At 68.1% G+C, this 16,690-nt stretch carries 15 protein-coding genes, 4 tRNA genes and 1 pseudogene; 13 read left to right on the forward strand and 7 right to left on the reverse strand.

The annotated features are described in order from the left end of the window. Positions 1-26: 26 nt before the first annotated feature. From AB0F89_RS31785 to AB0F89_RS31825, 9 genes are all read left to right on the forward strand, one after another. Entirely contained in the window at positions 27-1,823 is a 1,797-nt protein-coding gene (locus AB0F89_RS31785; protein ID WP_367129346.1) for a tachylectin-related carbohydrate-binding protein, read from the forward strand. A 56-nt stretch (positions 1,824-1,879) separates the two neighbouring features. Continuing rightward, entirely contained in the window at positions 1,880-2,329 is a 450-nt protein-coding gene (locus tag AB0F89_RS31790) for a hypothetical protein (protein ID WP_367129347.1), read from the forward strand. Positions 2,330-2,423: 94 nt separating this feature from the next. Then, complete coding sequence (locus tag AB0F89_RS31795) at positions 2,424-4,355, forward strand: tachylectin-related carbohydrate-binding protein (RefSeq protein ID WP_367129348.1); 1,932 nt, start codon at positions 2,424-2,426, stop codon at positions 4,353-4,355. A 34-nt stretch (positions 4,356-4,389) separates the two neighbouring features. Continuing rightward, positions 4,390-4,887, forward strand: a complete 498-nt coding sequence (locus AB0F89_RS31800) for a hypothetical protein (RefSeq protein ID WP_367129349.1) — start codon at positions 4,390-4,392, stop codon at positions 4,885-4,887. A 125-nt stretch (positions 4,888-5,012) separates the two neighbouring features. Continuing rightward, positions 5,013-5,738, forward strand: coding sequence for a hypothetical protein (locus AB0F89_RS31805; RefSeq protein WP_367129350.1), 726 nt, complete (start codon positions 5,013-5,015; stop codon positions 5,736-5,738). Between the two features lie 29 nt (positions 5,739-5,767). Then, the gene (locus tag AB0F89_RS31810; RefSeq protein ID WP_367129351.1) at positions 5,768-7,135 is read left to right on the forward strand and encodes a hypothetical protein; all 1,368 of its coding nucleotides are present in this window, start codon (positions 5,768-5,770) and stop codon (positions 7,133-7,135) included. A 151-nt stretch (positions 7,136-7,286) separates the two neighbouring features. Beyond that, a complete protein-coding gene (locus tag AB0F89_RS31815; RefSeq protein ID WP_367129352.1) occupies positions 7,287-7,649 on the forward strand; it encodes a hypothetical protein in 363 nt (120 codons plus the stop codon). Between the two features lie 189 nt (positions 7,650-7,838). Beyond that, complete coding sequence (locus AB0F89_RS31820; RefSeq protein WP_367129353.1) at positions 7,839-8,936, forward strand: integrase core domain-containing protein; 1,098 nt, start codon at positions 7,839-7,841, stop codon at positions 8,934-8,936. 111 nt (positions 8,937-9,047) lie between these two features. Further along, positions 9,048-9,272 (forward strand): tyrosine-type recombinase/integrase, encoded by a 225-nt coding sequence (locus tag AB0F89_RS31825; protein ID WP_367139069.1) that lies wholly within the window; start codon positions 9,048-9,050, stop codon positions 9,270-9,272. Positions 9,273-9,389: 117 nt separating this feature from the next. Here AB0F89_RS31825 and AB0F89_RS31830 read toward each other — a convergent pair. The 4 genes from AB0F89_RS31830 to AB0F89_RS31845 form a co-directional block, all read right to left on the reverse strand. Then, positions 9,390-9,461: transfer RNA gene (locus AB0F89_RS31830), tRNA-Val, on the reverse strand. Positions 9,462-9,510: 49 nt separating this feature from the next. Beyond that, on the reverse strand, positions 9,511-9,936 hold the full coding sequence (locus AB0F89_RS31835) for a TIGR02611 family protein (protein ID WP_367129354.1): 426 nt from the start codon (positions 9,934-9,936) through the stop codon (positions 9,511-9,513). 25 nt (positions 9,937-9,961) lie between these two features. Continuing rightward, positions 9,962-10,744 carry an anti-sigma factor gene (locus tag AB0F89_RS31840; RefSeq protein ID WP_367129355.1) on the reverse strand — a complete coding sequence of 261 codons (783 nt, stop codon included), beginning with the start codon at positions 10,742-10,744 and terminating at the stop codon, positions 9,962-9,964. Then, entirely contained in the window at positions 10,741-11,382 is a 642-nt protein-coding gene (locus AB0F89_RS31845) for an RNA polymerase sigma factor (RefSeq protein WP_367129356.1), read from the reverse strand. The genes AB0F89_RS31840 and AB0F89_RS31845 overlap by 4 nt, the downstream gene beginning before the upstream one ends. A gap of 243 nt (positions 11,383-11,625) precedes the next feature. On the opposite strand from AB0F89_RS31845, the gene AB0F89_RS31850 reads away from it, so the two are divergent. The 4 genes from AB0F89_RS31850 to AB0F89_RS31865 all read left to right on the forward strand — a co-directional run bounded on the left by AB0F89_RS31850 (position 11,626) and on the right by AB0F89_RS31865 (position 12,473). Next, positions 11,626-12,051 carry an SsgA family sporulation/cell division regulator gene (locus AB0F89_RS31850; protein ID WP_073893954.1) on the forward strand — a complete coding sequence of 142 codons (426 nt, stop codon included), beginning with the start codon at positions 11,626-11,628 and terminating at the stop codon, positions 12,049-12,051. A gap of 144 nt (positions 12,052-12,195) precedes the next feature. Beyond that, a tRNA-Gly gene (locus AB0F89_RS31855) sits at positions 12,196-12,268 on the forward strand. A 57-nt stretch (positions 12,269-12,325) separates the two neighbouring features. After that, a tRNA-Cys gene (locus AB0F89_RS31860) sits at positions 12,326-12,397 on the forward strand. 1 nt (position 12,398) lies between these two features. Next, a tRNA-Val gene (locus AB0F89_RS31865) sits at positions 12,399-12,473 on the forward strand. A 1,035-nt stretch (positions 12,474-13,508) separates the two neighbouring features. On the opposite strand, the gene AB0F89_RS31870 is transcribed toward AB0F89_RS31865, so the two are convergent. From AB0F89_RS31870 to AB0F89_RS31880, 3 genes and pseudogenes are all read right to left on the reverse strand, one after another. Then, positions 13,509-14,750: an acetyl-CoA hydrolase/transferase family protein gene (locus AB0F89_RS31870; RefSeq protein WP_367129357.1), complete on the reverse strand. Its 1,242-nt coding sequence runs from the start codon at positions 14,748-14,750 to the stop codon at positions 13,509-13,511. Positions 14,751-14,899: 149 nt separating this feature from the next. Next, complete coding sequence (locus AB0F89_RS31875) at positions 14,900-15,910, reverse strand: zinc-dependent alcohol dehydrogenase (protein WP_367129358.1); 1,011 nt, start codon at positions 15,908-15,910, stop codon at positions 14,900-14,902. Positions 15,911-16,043: 133 nt separating this feature from the next. Next, positions 16,044-16,673: pseudogene (locus AB0F89_RS31880) on the reverse strand (putative PEP-binding protein). Between the last annotated feature and the right edge of the window lie 17 nt (positions 16,674-16,690).

Here is a 16,690-nt window from a genome sequence, read left to right on the forward strand (position 1 = left end):
GCAATTCGGCGGTGAACGTCTTTGGGGTGACGACCACAGGCGACGTTTTCCTCTACCCGCACAATGAGCCGGAAACTGGCACGGCGAACTGGGGATCGCGGCGCACCATCGGCTCGGGCTGGACCGGCGACCGCACGCTGGCCGGGCCCGACGGGGTGATGTACCGGATGGACGGCACCACCGGAGACCTGTACCGGTACCGGTGGAACGGCACCGGCTGGGACGTCTGGAACGGTCGGTCCTACAGGAACACGAGCGGCGGCTGGACCCGTTACGCCCAGGCCGCGTACCGCAACCACGTCACCGTCGACGGACGGGACAGGCTGTACTCCGTCACCGCCCAAGGGCACCTCCAGGTCCTCGCCTGGACCGGCGACCACGCCACCGGCACGTGGGCACCGGCGAAAGTCCTGGACACCGGATGGAACCAGTACAACCTCATCGTCGCCACCGACGACGGCGTGCTGTACGCACGCACACCGGACGGCGGGTTGTTCCGCTTCCGCTGGAACGCCGCGTCCGAGCGGTTCACCCAGTACCGGACCCAGGTCGGATGGGGTTGGAACACGTTCAACCGGATCTTCTCCCCCGGCGGCGACGTCCTCTACGCCCCGCGGGCGGACAACGGCGGCGAACTGCTCTGGTACCGCTACTACGAGGACACCGCCACCTGGGCGAACAGCGGCAAGGGAAAGATCATCGGCACCGGCTGGTACACCGAACCGGACGTCATCGCCGGTACCGACAACTGCCGGCTCTCCGGATACCCCGTACCGTCACGACCCGCGGTGCCTCAACGATCCGACGCGCCCACGACGCCGGTGCAGGGCACCGACGGACTGGTCACCTTCTTCTACGTCAACTCCGCGGGCGGCCTCACCGCGGGCAAGCAGCGCTACGCGGGTGACTACGAGATCATCGAGTACCAGGTGATCGCCGACTACCACGAGTTCACCGGCGTACCGGGTGTCGGCGTCCGCGCGGACGGCAGGTTCGAGGCGGTGGCCAACAGCCACGACGACGCCGACTACCGCGGCCGGGTGCAGAGCGTCGCGAACGGATCCTGGGGCGCGATCACCGACGTCACGGCGCACCGCGGGTGGATGGCCGGCGACCCGGCGGTGGTCGCCGATGCCAACGGGACGTTGGCCATTCACGCGGTCGACGACGCGGGCGCGCTGTGGCGCCGCACGCAGATCGCGCCCAACGGCGCCTACACCGCCTGGCGCAAGCTCGGCGGAAGCAGTCTCACCACCGATTTCACCCTGGTGCGCAATGGAACCGCCCTGGACGTCGTGGCCCGCTTCGGTGACGGCGCGCTGCGCACCGCCCGGTACTCCGGCGGCACGCTCGGCACGTGGCGCACCATCGGCGGCGACGCGACCGGCAAACCCGCTGCCGTCGCACACGGCAACGGGGACCTCCAGGTGTTCACCCGCACCACCGACGGCACGGTACGCACCCAACGCGAAACCGGCGGGGTGTTCCCCGGCGCCTGGCAGACCATCGGCGACCTCACCGCCGCCGGCTCCCCCGCCGCAGTGCTGCGCGGCGGAGGTCTGATCGAGCTGGCCGTGCGCGGCACCGACAACCTCGTCCACCAATCCAGCCAGGTCGCACCGGCCGGCGGCTTCGGACCGTGGACCGTGCACTACTTCGAGGACGCCGCCACCGACCCCACCGGCCTGCTCCTCTCCACCGGCAGCCCGATCTTCACCTGGCGCTCGACCGACGGCTCCATCCGCACCGTGTTCATCCCCACCGCCACAAGGCAAACCGGCACGGCTTTCCTTGCCTACACAGGACGGACGGCACGTCGATAACACCACCGAAGGGCAATCGAGCGGGAGCCGACATTGGAGGAACGAGGATGAGGCACATGTTCAGGCTCTTCATGACCGGGATGCTGCTCAGCGCGGGGCTCATCGCGTTGTCCACACCCGCGTCGGCAGCGGTCGTGGTGCCGCCGGAGCAGGCGGGCAGCGCCTGTAGCGGCTACAGCCGCGTCACCGGCCACACCGAATGGTACTGGCAGACCTGCGCGTGGGCCGACGACGACGAGGTGTACTTCACCGTCAACCTCGGCAACGCCGGCGACGTCGCCTGGTCCGTCGACACGATCTGGGTGGACTACACCCGCAGCGGTACGTCGATCACCTGCGCCGGCGGCGTCTGGAGCAACTTCGTCGTCCCCGCGCACTCCGTCAAATCCACCCCCACCGCCACGTGCGCCATCCCCCGCAGGAGCGCGGAGTACACCTCCGTCGGCCAAGTCTGGGAATTGAGCTACCACGTGGAACAGCACAGCCCCGTTCTCCAAGTCGAATAGACCATCGACCGAAGCGGAAACCCTGGCAGCCCGAAGAGATACGCGGTCACAGTGCCCCGGGGCTGTCCACACACCGGACAACGGGGGAGATCACATGCAAGAGGTCGGCCCGAGCACGCGCAGAAAACGATTCCCCGCCACCATCGTGGCGCTCACCGTCGCCTTGACCGGCATGACCGTCCCGGTGGCACAGGCCGCCGCGACGCTCGTGTGCAATTCCGCGGCGAACATCTTCGGGGTGACCCAGGCGGGCAGCATGTTCGTTTACCCGCACAACGAACCGGAAACCGGTGTCGCCAACTGGGGACTGAAGCGCACCATCGGCACGGGGGGCTGGAACGGCGACCGCACGCTGGCGGGCCCGAACGGGGTGATCTACCGGCTGGACGGCACCACCGGCGACATCCTCCGGTACCACTGGAACGGCACCGGCTGGGACACCTGGAACGGCGAGCAGTTCAGGGATGTCGGCGGCGGCTGGCGCCGCTACGTGCAGGCCGCTTACCGCAACCACGTCACCGTTGACGGGCGGGACAGGCTGTACTCCGTCACCGCCGAGGGACACCTCCAGTTCTTCGCCTGGACCGGCGACCACGCCACCGGCTCGTGGGCGCCGGCGAGGGTCCTGGACACCGGCTGGAACCAGTACGATCTCATCGTCGCCAGCGACGACGGCGTGCTGTACGCACGCAACCCCGGCGGCGACCTGTTCCGGTTCCGCTGGAACGCCGCGTCCGAGCGGTTCACCCAGTACCGCGAACGGGTCGGCTCGAACTGGAACACCTTCACCCACGTCTTCTCCGCTGGCGGCGACATCCTCTACGGAACGCGGACCGGCACCCAGGCACTGGTCTGGTACCGCTACCACGAGGACACCGCCACCTGGTCGGGCGGCAAGATCATCGGATCCGGCTGGGCTGATGAACTGGACGTCGTCGCCGACACCAACGACTGCCGCCTCACCGGATACCCGGTGCCGACCCGTCCCTCCGTGCCACAACGACTCGACGCGGCCAGCACACCGGTACAGGGCACCGACGGCCTGGTGACGTTCTTCTACGTCAACTCCGCGGGCGGCCTCACCGCCGGTAAGCAGCGCTACGCGGGCGATTACGAGATCATCGAGTACCAGGTGATCGCCGACTACCACCAGTTCACCGGTACGCCGGGGGTGGGCGTGCGCGAGGACGGCAGGCTGGAAGCGCTGGCCAACAGCCACGACGACGCCGCGTACCGAGGCAGGGTGCAGAGCACCGCGAACGGCGCATGGGGGGCGATCACCGGTGTCACGGCACATCAGGGGTGGATGCTCAGCGACCCGGTGGTGGTGTCCGAAGCGAACAAGACGCTGACGGTGTACGCGGTCGATGACGCAGGCGCACTGTGGCGGCGCACCCAGATCGCGCTCAACGGCGCCTACCTGCCGTGGCGCAAGATCGGCGGCACCGGACTCACCACGGACTTCGCGCTGGTGCGCAACGGAACCGCGCTGGACGTCGTGGCCCGCACCGGTGACGGCGCGCTGCGCACCGCCCGGCACTCCGGCGGCACGCTCGGCGCGTGGCGCACCATCGGCACCGACGTCACCGGCAAACCCGCTGCCGTGGTACACGCCAACGGCGACCTACAGGTGTTCGCCCGCGCGACTGACGGAACCGTTCGCACCCAACGCGAATCCGGTGGTGTGTTCCCCGGCACCTGGCAGACCATCGGCAACGTCACCACCGCCGGCTCACCCGCCGCGGTACTGCGCGCCGGGGGCCTGATGGAACTCGCGGTGCGCGGCACCGACGGCCTCATCCACCAGTCCAGTCAGGTCGCACCGGCCGGCGGCTTCGGCCCGTGGACCGTGCACTACTTCGAGGACGCCGCCACCGACCCCACCGGCCTCCTGCTCACCAGCGGCAGCCCGATCTTCACCTGGCGCTCGACCGACGGCTCCATCCGCACCGTGTTCATCCCTACGTCCACGCAGCAGACCAGCACCGCTCCCCCGGCATACACCGGTCAGACCACACGTCGATGATCACCGCCGACAGTGCCAACGAGAAGAGGAGTTCATGCTGAAGAAAGCGCTGGCGATCGTGATGGTCGCCTGTGCGACGGCCACGGCGGTCATCTTCGCCGCCGGCACGACGGGCGCAGCCGAGACGAGCCGTCCGGCACCACTGGTCGCGGTCGATGCGGAAATCCTGGCGTCACCGAAGTGCTCCGGCACCGAGGGACACGGCAAGATCTTCTACCAGGTCTGCGTCCGGTACAACTGCGACAGCGACTCCTGCTTCCACCGCGGGTACCTCGGCCTGATCAACAACGCCACGAGCCCTCGTACGGTCACCTGGAGACTTGAGAGGGACATGGATTCCCAGTGGATCCGCTGGGCCCCCGACGACTTCGGCGTGGCGACATTGGCCGCCGGCGAGCAGCGGACCATCTTCTCCGCCGACACTTACGAATCCACGTGCCCCATTACGACGAAGAGGCGGCTGATGATCTCCTACGACAGCTCCGGTTGGAGCCTTCCCATCGAGGTCAGCGACCTTCTGGCGTGCGTGTAGCAGCATCTGTCACACCTCGCGCATTTGTTTTCGTGACCGAACACTTCGGGAGGTACAGCCATGCACCGATCGCCGGGCCCAACGGCGCCGAGCCCATCCGAGCCGACGGCTCCGCGGGTCCTCTCGTGAACGCGTCGGCGAAGACCACGCGTCGACGGCTGCTCACGGCGGGCGCCGTCGCCGTGGGCTCGACGTTCCTGACGACGGGGCAGGCGTCCGCCGACGGCTACGGCTCCGGCGCCCTGGGCCCGTGGGAGGGCATGTCCAAGGCGATCTCGACCCTCACCCAGATCAGGCCGGTCCTGGACACCGACGGGCTGTTCATGTTCGGGGACAGCATCTCCGTCCAGGACGGTTACACCCTGGCCCAACGACTGCTCAGCCGGACCGGGGACGTCATCGCCGTGCACAACTGGTCCGGCCGCCCGACCACACCGGCTGTCGACGCGCTGGCCCAGTGGTCCCAGGCGTACGGACTGCCGCGTCGGATCCTGATGGCCACCGGGTCGAACGACATCTTCACCCCGCCGGTGTTCGCCGCGCAGGTCGACCGCACGATGACCATCGTCGGCCCGACCCGGACAGGGTACTGGGTTAACACCCAGGTCTCCCGGACCGGCCAACCCGCCGCCGTCCAGCTGGCCGACCAGCGCAACAGCGCCTGGATCAACCTCCAGCTGGCCGACGCCCAACGTCGTCATCCGAACCTGCGCGTCATCCGCTGGGCAGAGTTCCTCGCCGCGAAGCCGACCCGGCTCACGGCCTACCTCCGCGACGGCGTCCACACCACCGAGCCGCTGGGCCAGGACGCCCGCAACGAGCTCATCGTCCAGACCATCGAAGCAGGCTGAGACACGTGTGTTGGCACAACAGCGGGTTCGTGTTGAGAACCGCCCTCATCTCCCTGATGTCAGCCGTGTTTGCCGGGCTTCTCCCCGCGCAGGCAGCCGCAGCGCCCGCGCCTGGGGTGCGTGCGAGCTACGCGAACCCGGTTCGCGTCAACGGCCGGGTCGACGCGCAGGCCACGGTCGCGCGACTGCGGGAGATGAACGCGAACACCTATGCGTTCCTGGTCCACAACGAGAACGACTGGAACGACTTCGAGCCGTTCCTGCGCGAGGCCCAGGCCGCGGGGCTGACCACGTGGGCCTACCTGGTGCCGCCGACCGAGTGCCTCGGCGTCGACGACACGTGCTCGACCTACCTGCCCCACAAGAAGGACTACCTGGCCTGGGCGCAGGCCATTGGCGCACTCGCCGACAAGTACGCGGTGCTCAAAGCGTGGGCGATGGACGACTTCTTCTACAACAAGGCTTTCTTCACGCCGGCCTACACGGGCCAGATCCGCACCGCCGCCGGCATCGACTTCTACCCGGTGGTCTACGTCCACCAGCTCACCGAGGCGTTCGCAACCTCCTACGCCGGTGTCATGGACAGCCTGATCCTGCCGTACAACGACTCGCCCAACCGCAACACGGTGTGGACGGGATCGTTGCGCGGCCATCTCGACACCGCTGTCGCGCTGCTCGCAGCGAAGAGCAAGAAGCTCCTCCTGATGCCGTACGCGGCAACGCTGTCGGCCACCACGGTCACGCCGGACGTCAACTACGTCCGCACGGTGACCGCGGTCGCCATCGAGTACATGAAGGCCGGCAAGATCGCGGGCGTGGTGCAGTACGCACTGCCGCTCACCCCAGACCTTCCTCAGGCCGGAGACGTCTCGTTCGCGCACACCGGGCACGGCGGGCTGGTCTTCACCGTGCACAGCAACACGGACACCCAAGCCGGCGACTTCGCGGCAGCCAGTACCGCAGTACGGCTCAACCCCGGGTCCACATCCTGCTCGATGGTGTTGTGGCACCAGGACAACTGGGGCGACAACACACCTGGCTACCACATGAAGCAGGCGCTCATCGGGGGCACGAAGGTGTGGGAACGCGACATCGCCAGCGAGGGCACCGACTGGTACACGTCCTCACCACGCGACCTGACGCCATACCTGACCAACGGGGTGGGCACGCTGACGTTGCGGCTCTACGAGGCGAAGGGCGTCGCGAACTACCGGGTGCTCGTCCGGTTCGACGACATCCGACTCACGGGGTGCCACATCGCGAACCCCGACTTCGAAACCACCGGCGGTTGGACGATGACCAGGGGAAACGGACCAGTGTTCGGCGGTATCCACATCTCCGACCCGGTGTACTCGACGACGGTGCACAGCACCGTCGCGACTCTCTACGCGACCTGACACGCCCTGTGCCGCTCGAGATGTCATCGTCGCAGTTCATTAGCCATGACCAGCGCCCTGGGCGACCGCGAGAGAGCTGATGTAGTCACTGTGCGAGCGCGAGGGCCCGCACGTGATCGGCCTCCGATCCGATGGTGCTGCGCTCCCCGGCGTGGACTGGCAGATCACCAGCGACGACCGGCAGGAGACCGCCACCGCAGTCGTCCGGCCGCGCGAGGGCGCGCCAATCATGACGGGGATCACGCTGCGGCACCGACAACCTGTCCGGAGCCGCCCTGGTCGAGGCCGAGCGGCGCGCGGGCCGATGCTCACTGTTCGAACCGAGGTGCCCACGCCGAAGATGCCCACCGTCGGCCCGGAGCCATTACCGCGCTCCGCACTGACGCTCGAGGGCCTGGTGCACCACAACATCGGCGCAATCATGGCCGCCGCGACTACCGCCCCACCCGAGGAGTTAGACGACACCCACCACCAGGATCACCAGTGGTGCCAGCCGCACGATGCCGCACCGTGAGCCCTTCAGCCGCCCTCAAAAGCACCTCGAACGGCATCTCCAAGCAGGGCGATATAGTCATACAGCGCTGTGCCTGCCGATAACCTCATCCATGCACGTAGAGGACGCGCGGCACCCAAGGCATCGAGGGGCTCAGGGTCACGGTTGCCATCCGCCGTGGTGTCGGCCAGCACGGCATGATGCTCGGCTGTGCTGCTCCGACTGGCCTATCTCGGCGTGACCAACACGTTCGCGTTGCTGCGCCTGCTGCCTATGAGCGACCGGGACAAGGACACGGAGATCCTGGCGCTGCGCCACCAGATCATGGTCCTGCAACGCCAACTCGGATACACCCGACCACGGTTCTCCCCCGCCGACCGGGCCTTCCTCGCCGCCCTGCTGCACCGACTCCCGACGCAAGCGCTTCGTCGACTCCGCCTACTGGTACGCCCGGAGACGGTGCTGCGGTGGCACCGCGACCTCCTCGCACGCCGCCACGCCGCCAGATCCCGCCCCAAACGGCCCGGTCGACCACGGACCATCCGCTCGATCCGACTCCTGGTACTGCGCCTAACGCGCGAGAACCCCACCTGGGGCTACCGCCGCATCCACGGAGAACTCCTCGTACTCGGCATCACAGTCGCCGCCTCCACCGTCTGGCAGATCCTCCAGGACGCCGGGATCGACCCGGCACCCGAACGCACCACGACGACCTGGTCGGCCTTCCTCCGCTCCCAAGCCGACGCGATCCTGGCCTGCGACTTCTTCGAGACCACCACCCTGACCGGCACCCGCCTGTACGTGCTCGCGGTGATCGAGCACGCCAGCCGCCGGATCCGCATCCTCGGCGCCACCGCGCACCCGACCGCCTCCTGGATCACCCAAGCCGCCAGGAACCTCGTCATGGACCTCGAAGAGGCGGGTGGTTCCGCGCGATTCCTGATCCGCGACCGGGATGGAAAGTTCCCCACCCTGTTCGACGCCGTCCTCGCCGACGCCGGCATCCAGGTCCTCCTCACCGGTGTCCGGATCCCGCGCATGAACGCGATCATGGAACGCTGGATCCGCAGCTGCCGCCACGAACTCCTCGACCGCACCCCCATCTGGAACCAGCAGCACCTACTCCACGCCCTACACGAGTACGAGAAGTACTACAACACCCACCGACCCCACCAAGGCATCGACAACGCCCGACCACTACGCGCCCTGCCACCAACCGTTACCGATCAAGCAGCGATCACCAGACTCGACATCCGCCGACAGCAACGACTGGGCGGCATCCTCAACGAGTACCACCACGCCGCCTGACCTGCATGGACGACATTTTCGGCAAGCACAGGGTTCCACCGCCGCTCCAACTTCCGCCGCCGCGTCTGGCTACCCGCCCTACGCGGCGACACCGCCACCAACCGACCGCGGATCAACCCCGACATGCACTTCCACGACCTACGCCACACCCACAAGACCTGGCTCATCGAACACGGCGTCCCCGAAGTCCTCCAACACAAAAGGATCGGCCACAAGTTCCACGGCGTCATGGGCGTCTACTCCCACGTCACCCAACCCATGATCGACACCATGCTCGCCGCACTCCACCACCGCTGGGAGCAAACCCGGGAGCAAACGGGGAGCACCAACCCATGACCACCTTCGCAAATACAGAGGTGGTCAAGATCATCCGCTCCCACATTGCTCCCCGCAACGATCAACGGCCCGCAGACGAAGATCGTCTACGAGCCGTTGACCAGGTAAAACACACTGTGGGCGATACTGGGATCGAACCAGTGACCTCTTCGGTGTGAACGAAGCGCTCTCCCGCTGAGCTAAACGCCCTTATTCGGTTCTCACTCCCGCTCTCGCGGTGTGGTCATAGCTTACAACATCATCCCCGGGAACCAAAAATCGGGCTATCCAACCAGGCCCAGTCGAGCCCGAACCAGCCGCCGACCAGCGAGAACGCGCCGAGCAGCCAACAGGTCACGGCCACCACGAGGCCGGTCGCCAGCAGCACGAGCCCCTTCACCAAGAGGTTCTGCCGCTTCAGCCACTCCACCCACGCGTCGTAGTAGCGCTTGGCGAACTTGAGCACGCGGCCGGCCCACTCGAACTCGGTGGCCAGGATCGCCAGACCGGCGAACACGACGAGCCAGCCCGGCCCGGGGTAAGGGATCATGAGCACGCCCGCCACCAGCACCAACCCGCCGACCACACCGACACCGATGCGGTACGTCATGTTCATCGCCGGGTTGCGACGGAACCGCGGCCGGTGATCTGCGCCCCTGGTGTCCTCGCGCTGCTCGGTACTCATGCCCTCATCATCGCTCATTCGCAACTCACGCGGGGCTCACCTGGCCAAATGCCAGTACGGTGGACGGCTTCGCCGGCGCGGCACGACCGGGTTCCAGCGAGATCCCGAAGCCTTGGTGCGCGTGCGCGTCCGGCGACCACGTGAGCAAGCGCACATCGGACCCGTCCGCCGCGACGTCGAACGTGGCCAGCGCCACGGGTTCCTGCGTGCTGGTCCCCCACACCACGTAGACCTGGCTCGCCGCGTCGTTGGACGGCAGCTCCACCGGCACGATCGCGGCGGAGTCGGCGCCGGACAGCAGCACGGCCAGGGGGTCGCCCGACGTCGTCCGCAGCACGGCCCGGTCCGCGTCCGGGTCGGCGACGACCCGCAACGCGCGTTCCAACTGCTCGGCCCGCACCTCCTGCTGCGCGACCTGGTCGCTCAACCGGTCGAACCGCATGCCCGCGATCGTGATCCCGGTCACGATGATCAGGGCCGCAGCGGCTGCGAGCAGCTTGCGCCCCCACCTCCTGGGCGCCAACGGGATGGGTTCGGCCACGGGCTCCTCGCGAACGGGCAGCTGCGGCGTTTCCTCGATCGCGGCCATCAGGCGAGCGCGCAGCCGCTCCGGCGGATCGTGCTGGTGGACCGCCGCACCCAGCACGGCGGTCACCTCCTGCGTGGTGCCGACCGTCTCCCGGCACCGAGCGCACCCCGGCAGGTGGGCGTGCATCCGCGCTTCCTCGTCGGGTTCGAGCGCGTGCATCGCGAACCCGACCGCGAGCTCTTCCTGAGGGCACCGCTCGTCCCTCCGCTCCCCGGTCACCGCTGTGCTCCCGTCGTCCTGCCCGGCGTCTCGCCGGTCTCCCCCGCCCACGCCGAGCGCAACACCGTGCGCAGCCTGCGGATGGCGGCGAACGTGCGCGACTTCACCGTGCCCAGGGGTATGCCGGTCAACGCCGCGACCTCGATCTGCGTGTAGCCGCCCAGGTACGCCAGTGCGATCACCTGCCGCTGGTCCTCGGGCAACCGCCGCAGCGCGTCACGGACCTCGGCGCCGACCACACCGGTCAACGCGGCCTGATCCGCACCGGCCGCGGGCGGCGCGTCGCGCTCCGACACCTCGTCGGTCAGCGGGACGTTTCGTCTACGCTGGGTTTCCTCCCGGCGCACCGCGTCGACCGCGCGGTGGTGCACCACGGTCATCAGCCACGTGCCGAAGCCACCGCGTGAGCGGTCGTAGGCCGCGGGGTTGCGCCAGAGGGCCAGGAAGGCTTCCTGGACCACGTCCTCGGCCAGCTCGGGGTCGACGCAGATCCGCCGGGCCAGGGAGTACGCGGGTCTCGCGTACCGGTCGTAGAGTTCGCCGAACGCCGTGCGGTCGCCAGCCGCCACCCGCGCGACGAGCTCCGCGTCCGTGGCACGCGGGTCGGGCTCGAGCGGCGGCGGGGGTGCGTCAGCCACCAGGAAGGTCCTCACGTCCAACATTCGCGCAACAGCCGGTACCGGGTTCAGGTTAAACCCAGCAAGATGGGAGCAGCCGGGAGCCGGTGGACACGGAACGCATCGAGGTGGTCGCCCTGTGGAGCGATATAGCCCCAAACGGGTGATAAACCATCTATAGTCGAGCGTTCCTCGCCACATACACGTCACAAGTGGAGAGCTCGGTCGTTCCATTGGCCGGGAAGGGAGAAGAGGGTAACGACGATGCGCAACGACCACGTGACACTCCGCTCAACAGCGGTCTTCGACCTGCTGGCCCCGAGGACCCCGGCCGTCCCGGTGCAGGTCGAACTCCGCTACGACACCAAAGATCCCTACGCGGTAGTCGCCGCGTTCCGAACCGGCCGCGCCGGCTGGGTTGAGTGGGTCTTCGCCCGCGACCTGCTCGCCGACGGCCTGATCGCCGACGCCGGTGACGGCGACGTCCGGATCCGCCCGGCCGCCGACGACCCCGAGGTCGTGGTGATCGAGCTCAGCTCGCCGTCCGGCCACGCCATGTTCGAGGCCTCGGCCCAGGAGCTCGCCGACTTCCTCGACCGCACGTACGACGTCGTGGTGCCCGGGAACGAGCACCTGTGGGTCGACGTGGACGAGGCCCTGACCCACCTGATCTCCAACGACCTGACGTAAAAGCGCAGGTGGCGGGCCTGCGGGGCGATCAAGGGACCCCCGATTTGATCCCGCCGCGGTACATGTAATAAAGTTCCTCTCGCACCGAGGAAGACCGGAACGCCAGCCCCAAAAGGGAAAAGTTCCGCGAAATCCACGGGGCACGCGGATGTAGCGCAGTTGGTAGCGCATCACCTTGCCAAGGTGAGGGTCGCGAGTTCGAGTCTCGTCATCCGCTCGGCAGAGGGCCCTTGGGCTCAGGTCTGACTCCTGGGTGCTAGCATTCGGGAATCACGGCGGAGTGGCCGAGTGGCTTAGGCAAGGGCCTGCAAAGCCCTGTACACGGGTTCGATTCCCGTCTCCGCCTCGGACGATTAGCTCAGCGGGAGAGCACTACCTTGACACGGTAGGGGTCACAGGTTCAATCCCTGTATCGTCCACCAGGAATACATGCAGGTCAGACGGCCCGTAGGCGATCACCGCCTACGGGCCGTTCTGCTGTCGTGGGAGCAAATCGGGAGCAACGATCTTGGCGTGATCGTCGACACCGTATGTGGTCACCCCCGCCGGACCCGTGGGAGCGACCAGCGAACGCTCCCACCGACGCTGCAGACCGTCGAGCATCGCGTCCAACATGACCTGCGTCACATGCGGGTAGGTGCCGCATACTCAGGCCATCCGATGCCCCAGTCGCTGCGTTGGAGGAGGTCTGGCACGCCGTCCTCGATAAGCCTGGTCTTGTGCGTGTGACGTAGGTCATGGAAGTACAGCCTGAGGTAGATCGGTGCTCGGCGAGCAGGTCGACCAATACGGCATCCACGGGAAAACCCGCTGCGCCATCGCCCGTACCTGCCACGGCGAAGCAAGAGGCCGTTCATCGTGATCATCGTGTTGACCCGCAACCGCCAACACGGATTCGCCCCGATCAACCCCTCCTCGACCGCACCGCCCAACATCATCGACAACAGGGGCACCACACATCACCCACGGTGTGCTCGGCCAACGGCCAACGGCCACGCAGCCCCTTGACCCATCCCTTCACCTCCATCCGCGAATCTCCTTCAACGGCACGTCACCGAACCGCGGCAACATGTGGTTGCGCTGGTGGGAGTCATACTTCGCCTACGTCGTCGCGCTTACGTCATGCGTGTCCGCCCAGGTAGGCACCCACTCCCCCAGCCGGATACCACCCACCGACGGGTCCACGAACGTCCCCGACGCTGATCCGACTCGATGTCCCGCCCGAAGCCACCATCGTTCCTCCGCAGAAGCTCAGTGCGCTCGCCACCGATGAGCGCATCCACCTCTGAACTCCGCCAAAAGGCGCCGCAGGGGACATTCGGGACCGCTCACCGAACACTTCAACCAAACGGGCTACGCATCACCGGCGTGTTCTCAGCGGCGGAGGAAGCCGCTCGCGACCTGATCAACGAGTACGAGCCGCCACCCTTCAACGCAGCTCAGCGGCGGATGTCCGTTCAGGCCGGTGGCCGTAGCGGGAAGCCCAGGTCGAGGCCGGCCTCGGTGAGTTCGGCGCGGGCCCGCGGGTGGGCGACGTGGTCGATGATCTGCTGGGCCTGCTCGCCGGTGTCGTGGCCCCAGATGGCGGCCGCACCCTGTTCGCTGACGAGGTAGCTGTGCTGGAACGAGGTGACCGGGCCGGCCAGGCGGGGCACCACGGTGGACACGTCGGCCTTCGGGTGCCAGGACGGCAGGGCGACGATCGCCCTACCGCCCGGTGAGTGCAGGGCGCCGACCACGAAGTCGGTCTGCCCGCCGAAGCCGGAGTAGATGACGCCGTGCACCCGGCTGGCGTTGGCCTGGGCGTACAGATCGACCTGCAGCGCGCTGTTGATCGAGATCAAACGCGGCCGGCGGGCGATCAGACCGGGGTCGTTGGTCTTCTCGGTGCGCAGCAGCCGGACCCGGGGGTTGCGGTCCACCCAGGCGTACAGCTCCGGGCTGCCGAACACGAACGACGCGGTCACCGGGGTGTCCGGGTCGAGCGCGCCTGCCCGTTCCAGGCCGAGCACACCGTCGCTGAACATCTCCGACCACACCGCCAGGCCCTGCCGCCCGGTCAGCGCCGCGAGCACCGCGTCAGGAACGGCGCCGATGCCCATTTGCAGGGTCGCGCCTTCCGGGACGAGTGCCGCCACCCGCTCGGCGATCACCTGGGACACCTCGCCGGCCGCGCGGGGCACAGGCGAGGTGAGCGGCTCGTCGACCTCGATCGCGTAGTCCACCTCGTCGCAGGGCACCACCCCGTCGCCGTGGGTGTAGGGCATCCGCGGGTTGAGCTGGGCGATCACCAGTCCGCCTCGGGACCGGACCGCCTCGATCGCCGCGGGGAGGATGTTCACCTCCGTGCCCAGCGACACGCACCCGTCCACCGGGGTGGAGGTGTGGATCAGCACGATGTCGGGCGGCAACGCCTGCTGGAGCAGGTGCGGGACCAGTGACAGCCGGGAGGGGAAGTACCGCAGCGTCCGCTTGCCGCGCATGCCCGGCCCGACGAACGGGGTCTCCAGCACCACACCGGCGCGGTCGGGGATGCCGGACTGGGCGTTCAGCGCGAACAGGCGGTACTCGTCCACCGCTTTGTCCAGCACGTCCAGCGCGTGATGAGGGGTGGCGTGGTTCCCGCTGACCACCACCCGCGGACAGGTGGCGACTGCGGGCAGCACGGCGGCCAACTGGGAGTCGGACAAGACACGCATGGGCAATGGTCGCCTAACTGGAGCAGTGGCGCGACACGGCGGTTCCGAGGTCGCGGGTCAGGCAGCCCGGTGCGAGCGGTTCACGACCCTGACCGGTGTATACCTGGGCGACGGGGTCCGGGCTTCGCCGGTTCGCCGGAAGATGAGTGTCAGAACTCGATGACGAGCCTGGCGGGAACCGTGCCGGACAGCACCTGGGCGAAGGCGTCGTTGACGTCGTCGAGCTTGCGGGTCGCGGCGATCACGTGGGTGCGTCCGGCGGCGTGCAGGGCGAAGACTTCGGTGAGGTCCTGGCGGGTGCCGACGATGGAGCCGATGACGCTGATGCCCTTGAGGACCAGGTCGAAGACCGGGATGGGCAGGAACCCGTCGGCGGGCAGGCCGACGCAGACCAGGCGACCGCCGCGGCGCAACGAGGCGAACGCCTGCTGGAAGCTCTTGGGCGAGGCGGCGGTGGCGATGGCGACGTCCGCGCCGCCCAGTTCGTGGATCGCGGCGACCGGGTCGGTGGTGCGGGCGTTGACGGTGTGATCGGCGCGCAGGTCGCGGGCCAGGGCGAGCTTGTCGTCCTCGACGTCCACGGCGACGGTGAAGCCGCCGGCGATGCGGGCGTACTGCAGGGCGAGGTGCCCCAGGCCGCCGATGCCGAACACAGCGACCCGCTCGGCAGGCCGCACCGCGGCGACCTTGACCGCCTTGTAGGTCGTCACGCCGGCGCACGTCAGCGGCGCGGCGTCCAGGCTGGACACGGTGTCGGGCACGGGCACGACGTAGTGGGCGTCGGCGACGGTGTGCTCGGCGTAGCAGCCGTCCACGGAGTAGCCGGTGTTGCGCTGCTGCTCGCACAGCGTCTCCCAGCCCGACACGCAGTAGGAGCACTCACCGCAGGCGTGCCCCAGCCACGGGATCGCCACGCGCGCCCCGACCAGCGTGCCGCCGACCCCGTCACCGACTTCCTCGACGATGCCCACGCCCTCATGGCCGGGCACGAACGGCGGGGTCGGCTTGACCGGCCAGTCGCCGTTGGCAGCGTGGATGTCGGTGTGGCAGATACCCGACGCCTCCAGCCGCACCAGCACCTGCCCTGCGGCCGGCGCGGGGACCGGCACCTCCCTGACCTCCAGCGGCGCACCCAGCTCCGTGACAACAGCAGCCCTCACAACGACTCCTCTGCTCGTTGGTCCTGGACCAGTTTTTCCCGGTCACCGCGCGGGGACCGCGGCCCGAGGTCATGACCGGGCAAGGACTTTCGTCCCGAGTCTCCGGCTTTCCACCACCTGCTGCGTCGGCCTTCTAACGGTTGTCGGTGGTCGCGTCGGCCTCGCCGACCGCGGCCCGGCCTGCTTCGAGGCGGGCGACGGGCACCCGGAACGGTGAACAGGACACGTAGTCGAGGCCGGTCTCGTGGAAGAACCGGATGGACGCGGGGTCGCCGCCGTGCTCACCGCACACGCCCAGCGCGAGATCCGGGCGGGCGGCGCGGCCTTCCCGCACCGCGATCTCGATCAGCCGGCCGACGCCGTCGCGGTCGATCGTCTCGAACGGCGACACCTCGAACACGCCCTCGGCCAGGTACACCGGGAAGAACGAGCCTTCGACGTCGTCGCGGGAGAAACCTCACGTCGTCTGCGTCAGGTCGTTGGTGCCGAAGGAGAAGAACTCGGCGTTGCCGGCGATGCGGCCCGCGGTGAGCGCGGCGCGCGGCAGCTCGATCATCGTGCCGATGCGGTACTCGACGTCCACACCGACCTCCCAGGCCACGTCGTCGAACGTCTGCCGGGCTCGTGCCGCGACCACCTCCAGCTCCCGCGCGTCACCGACTAGTACTCCAGCCGCACTTCGTTGTATATGGCATGTCTTCGCTGGTAGTGGGCTTGTTTGGCGCGGTGTTGGTGGCGCCTGCGCCAGTGGGACCAGGCCCAGGTGGTGGCACGCTCGGG

This window comes from Saccharothrix sp. HUAS TT1 (assembly GCF_040744945.1).
In the GTDB taxonomy this organism is placed as follows: domain Bacteria; phylum Actinomycetota; class Actinomycetes; order Mycobacteriales; family Pseudonocardiaceae; genus Actinosynnema.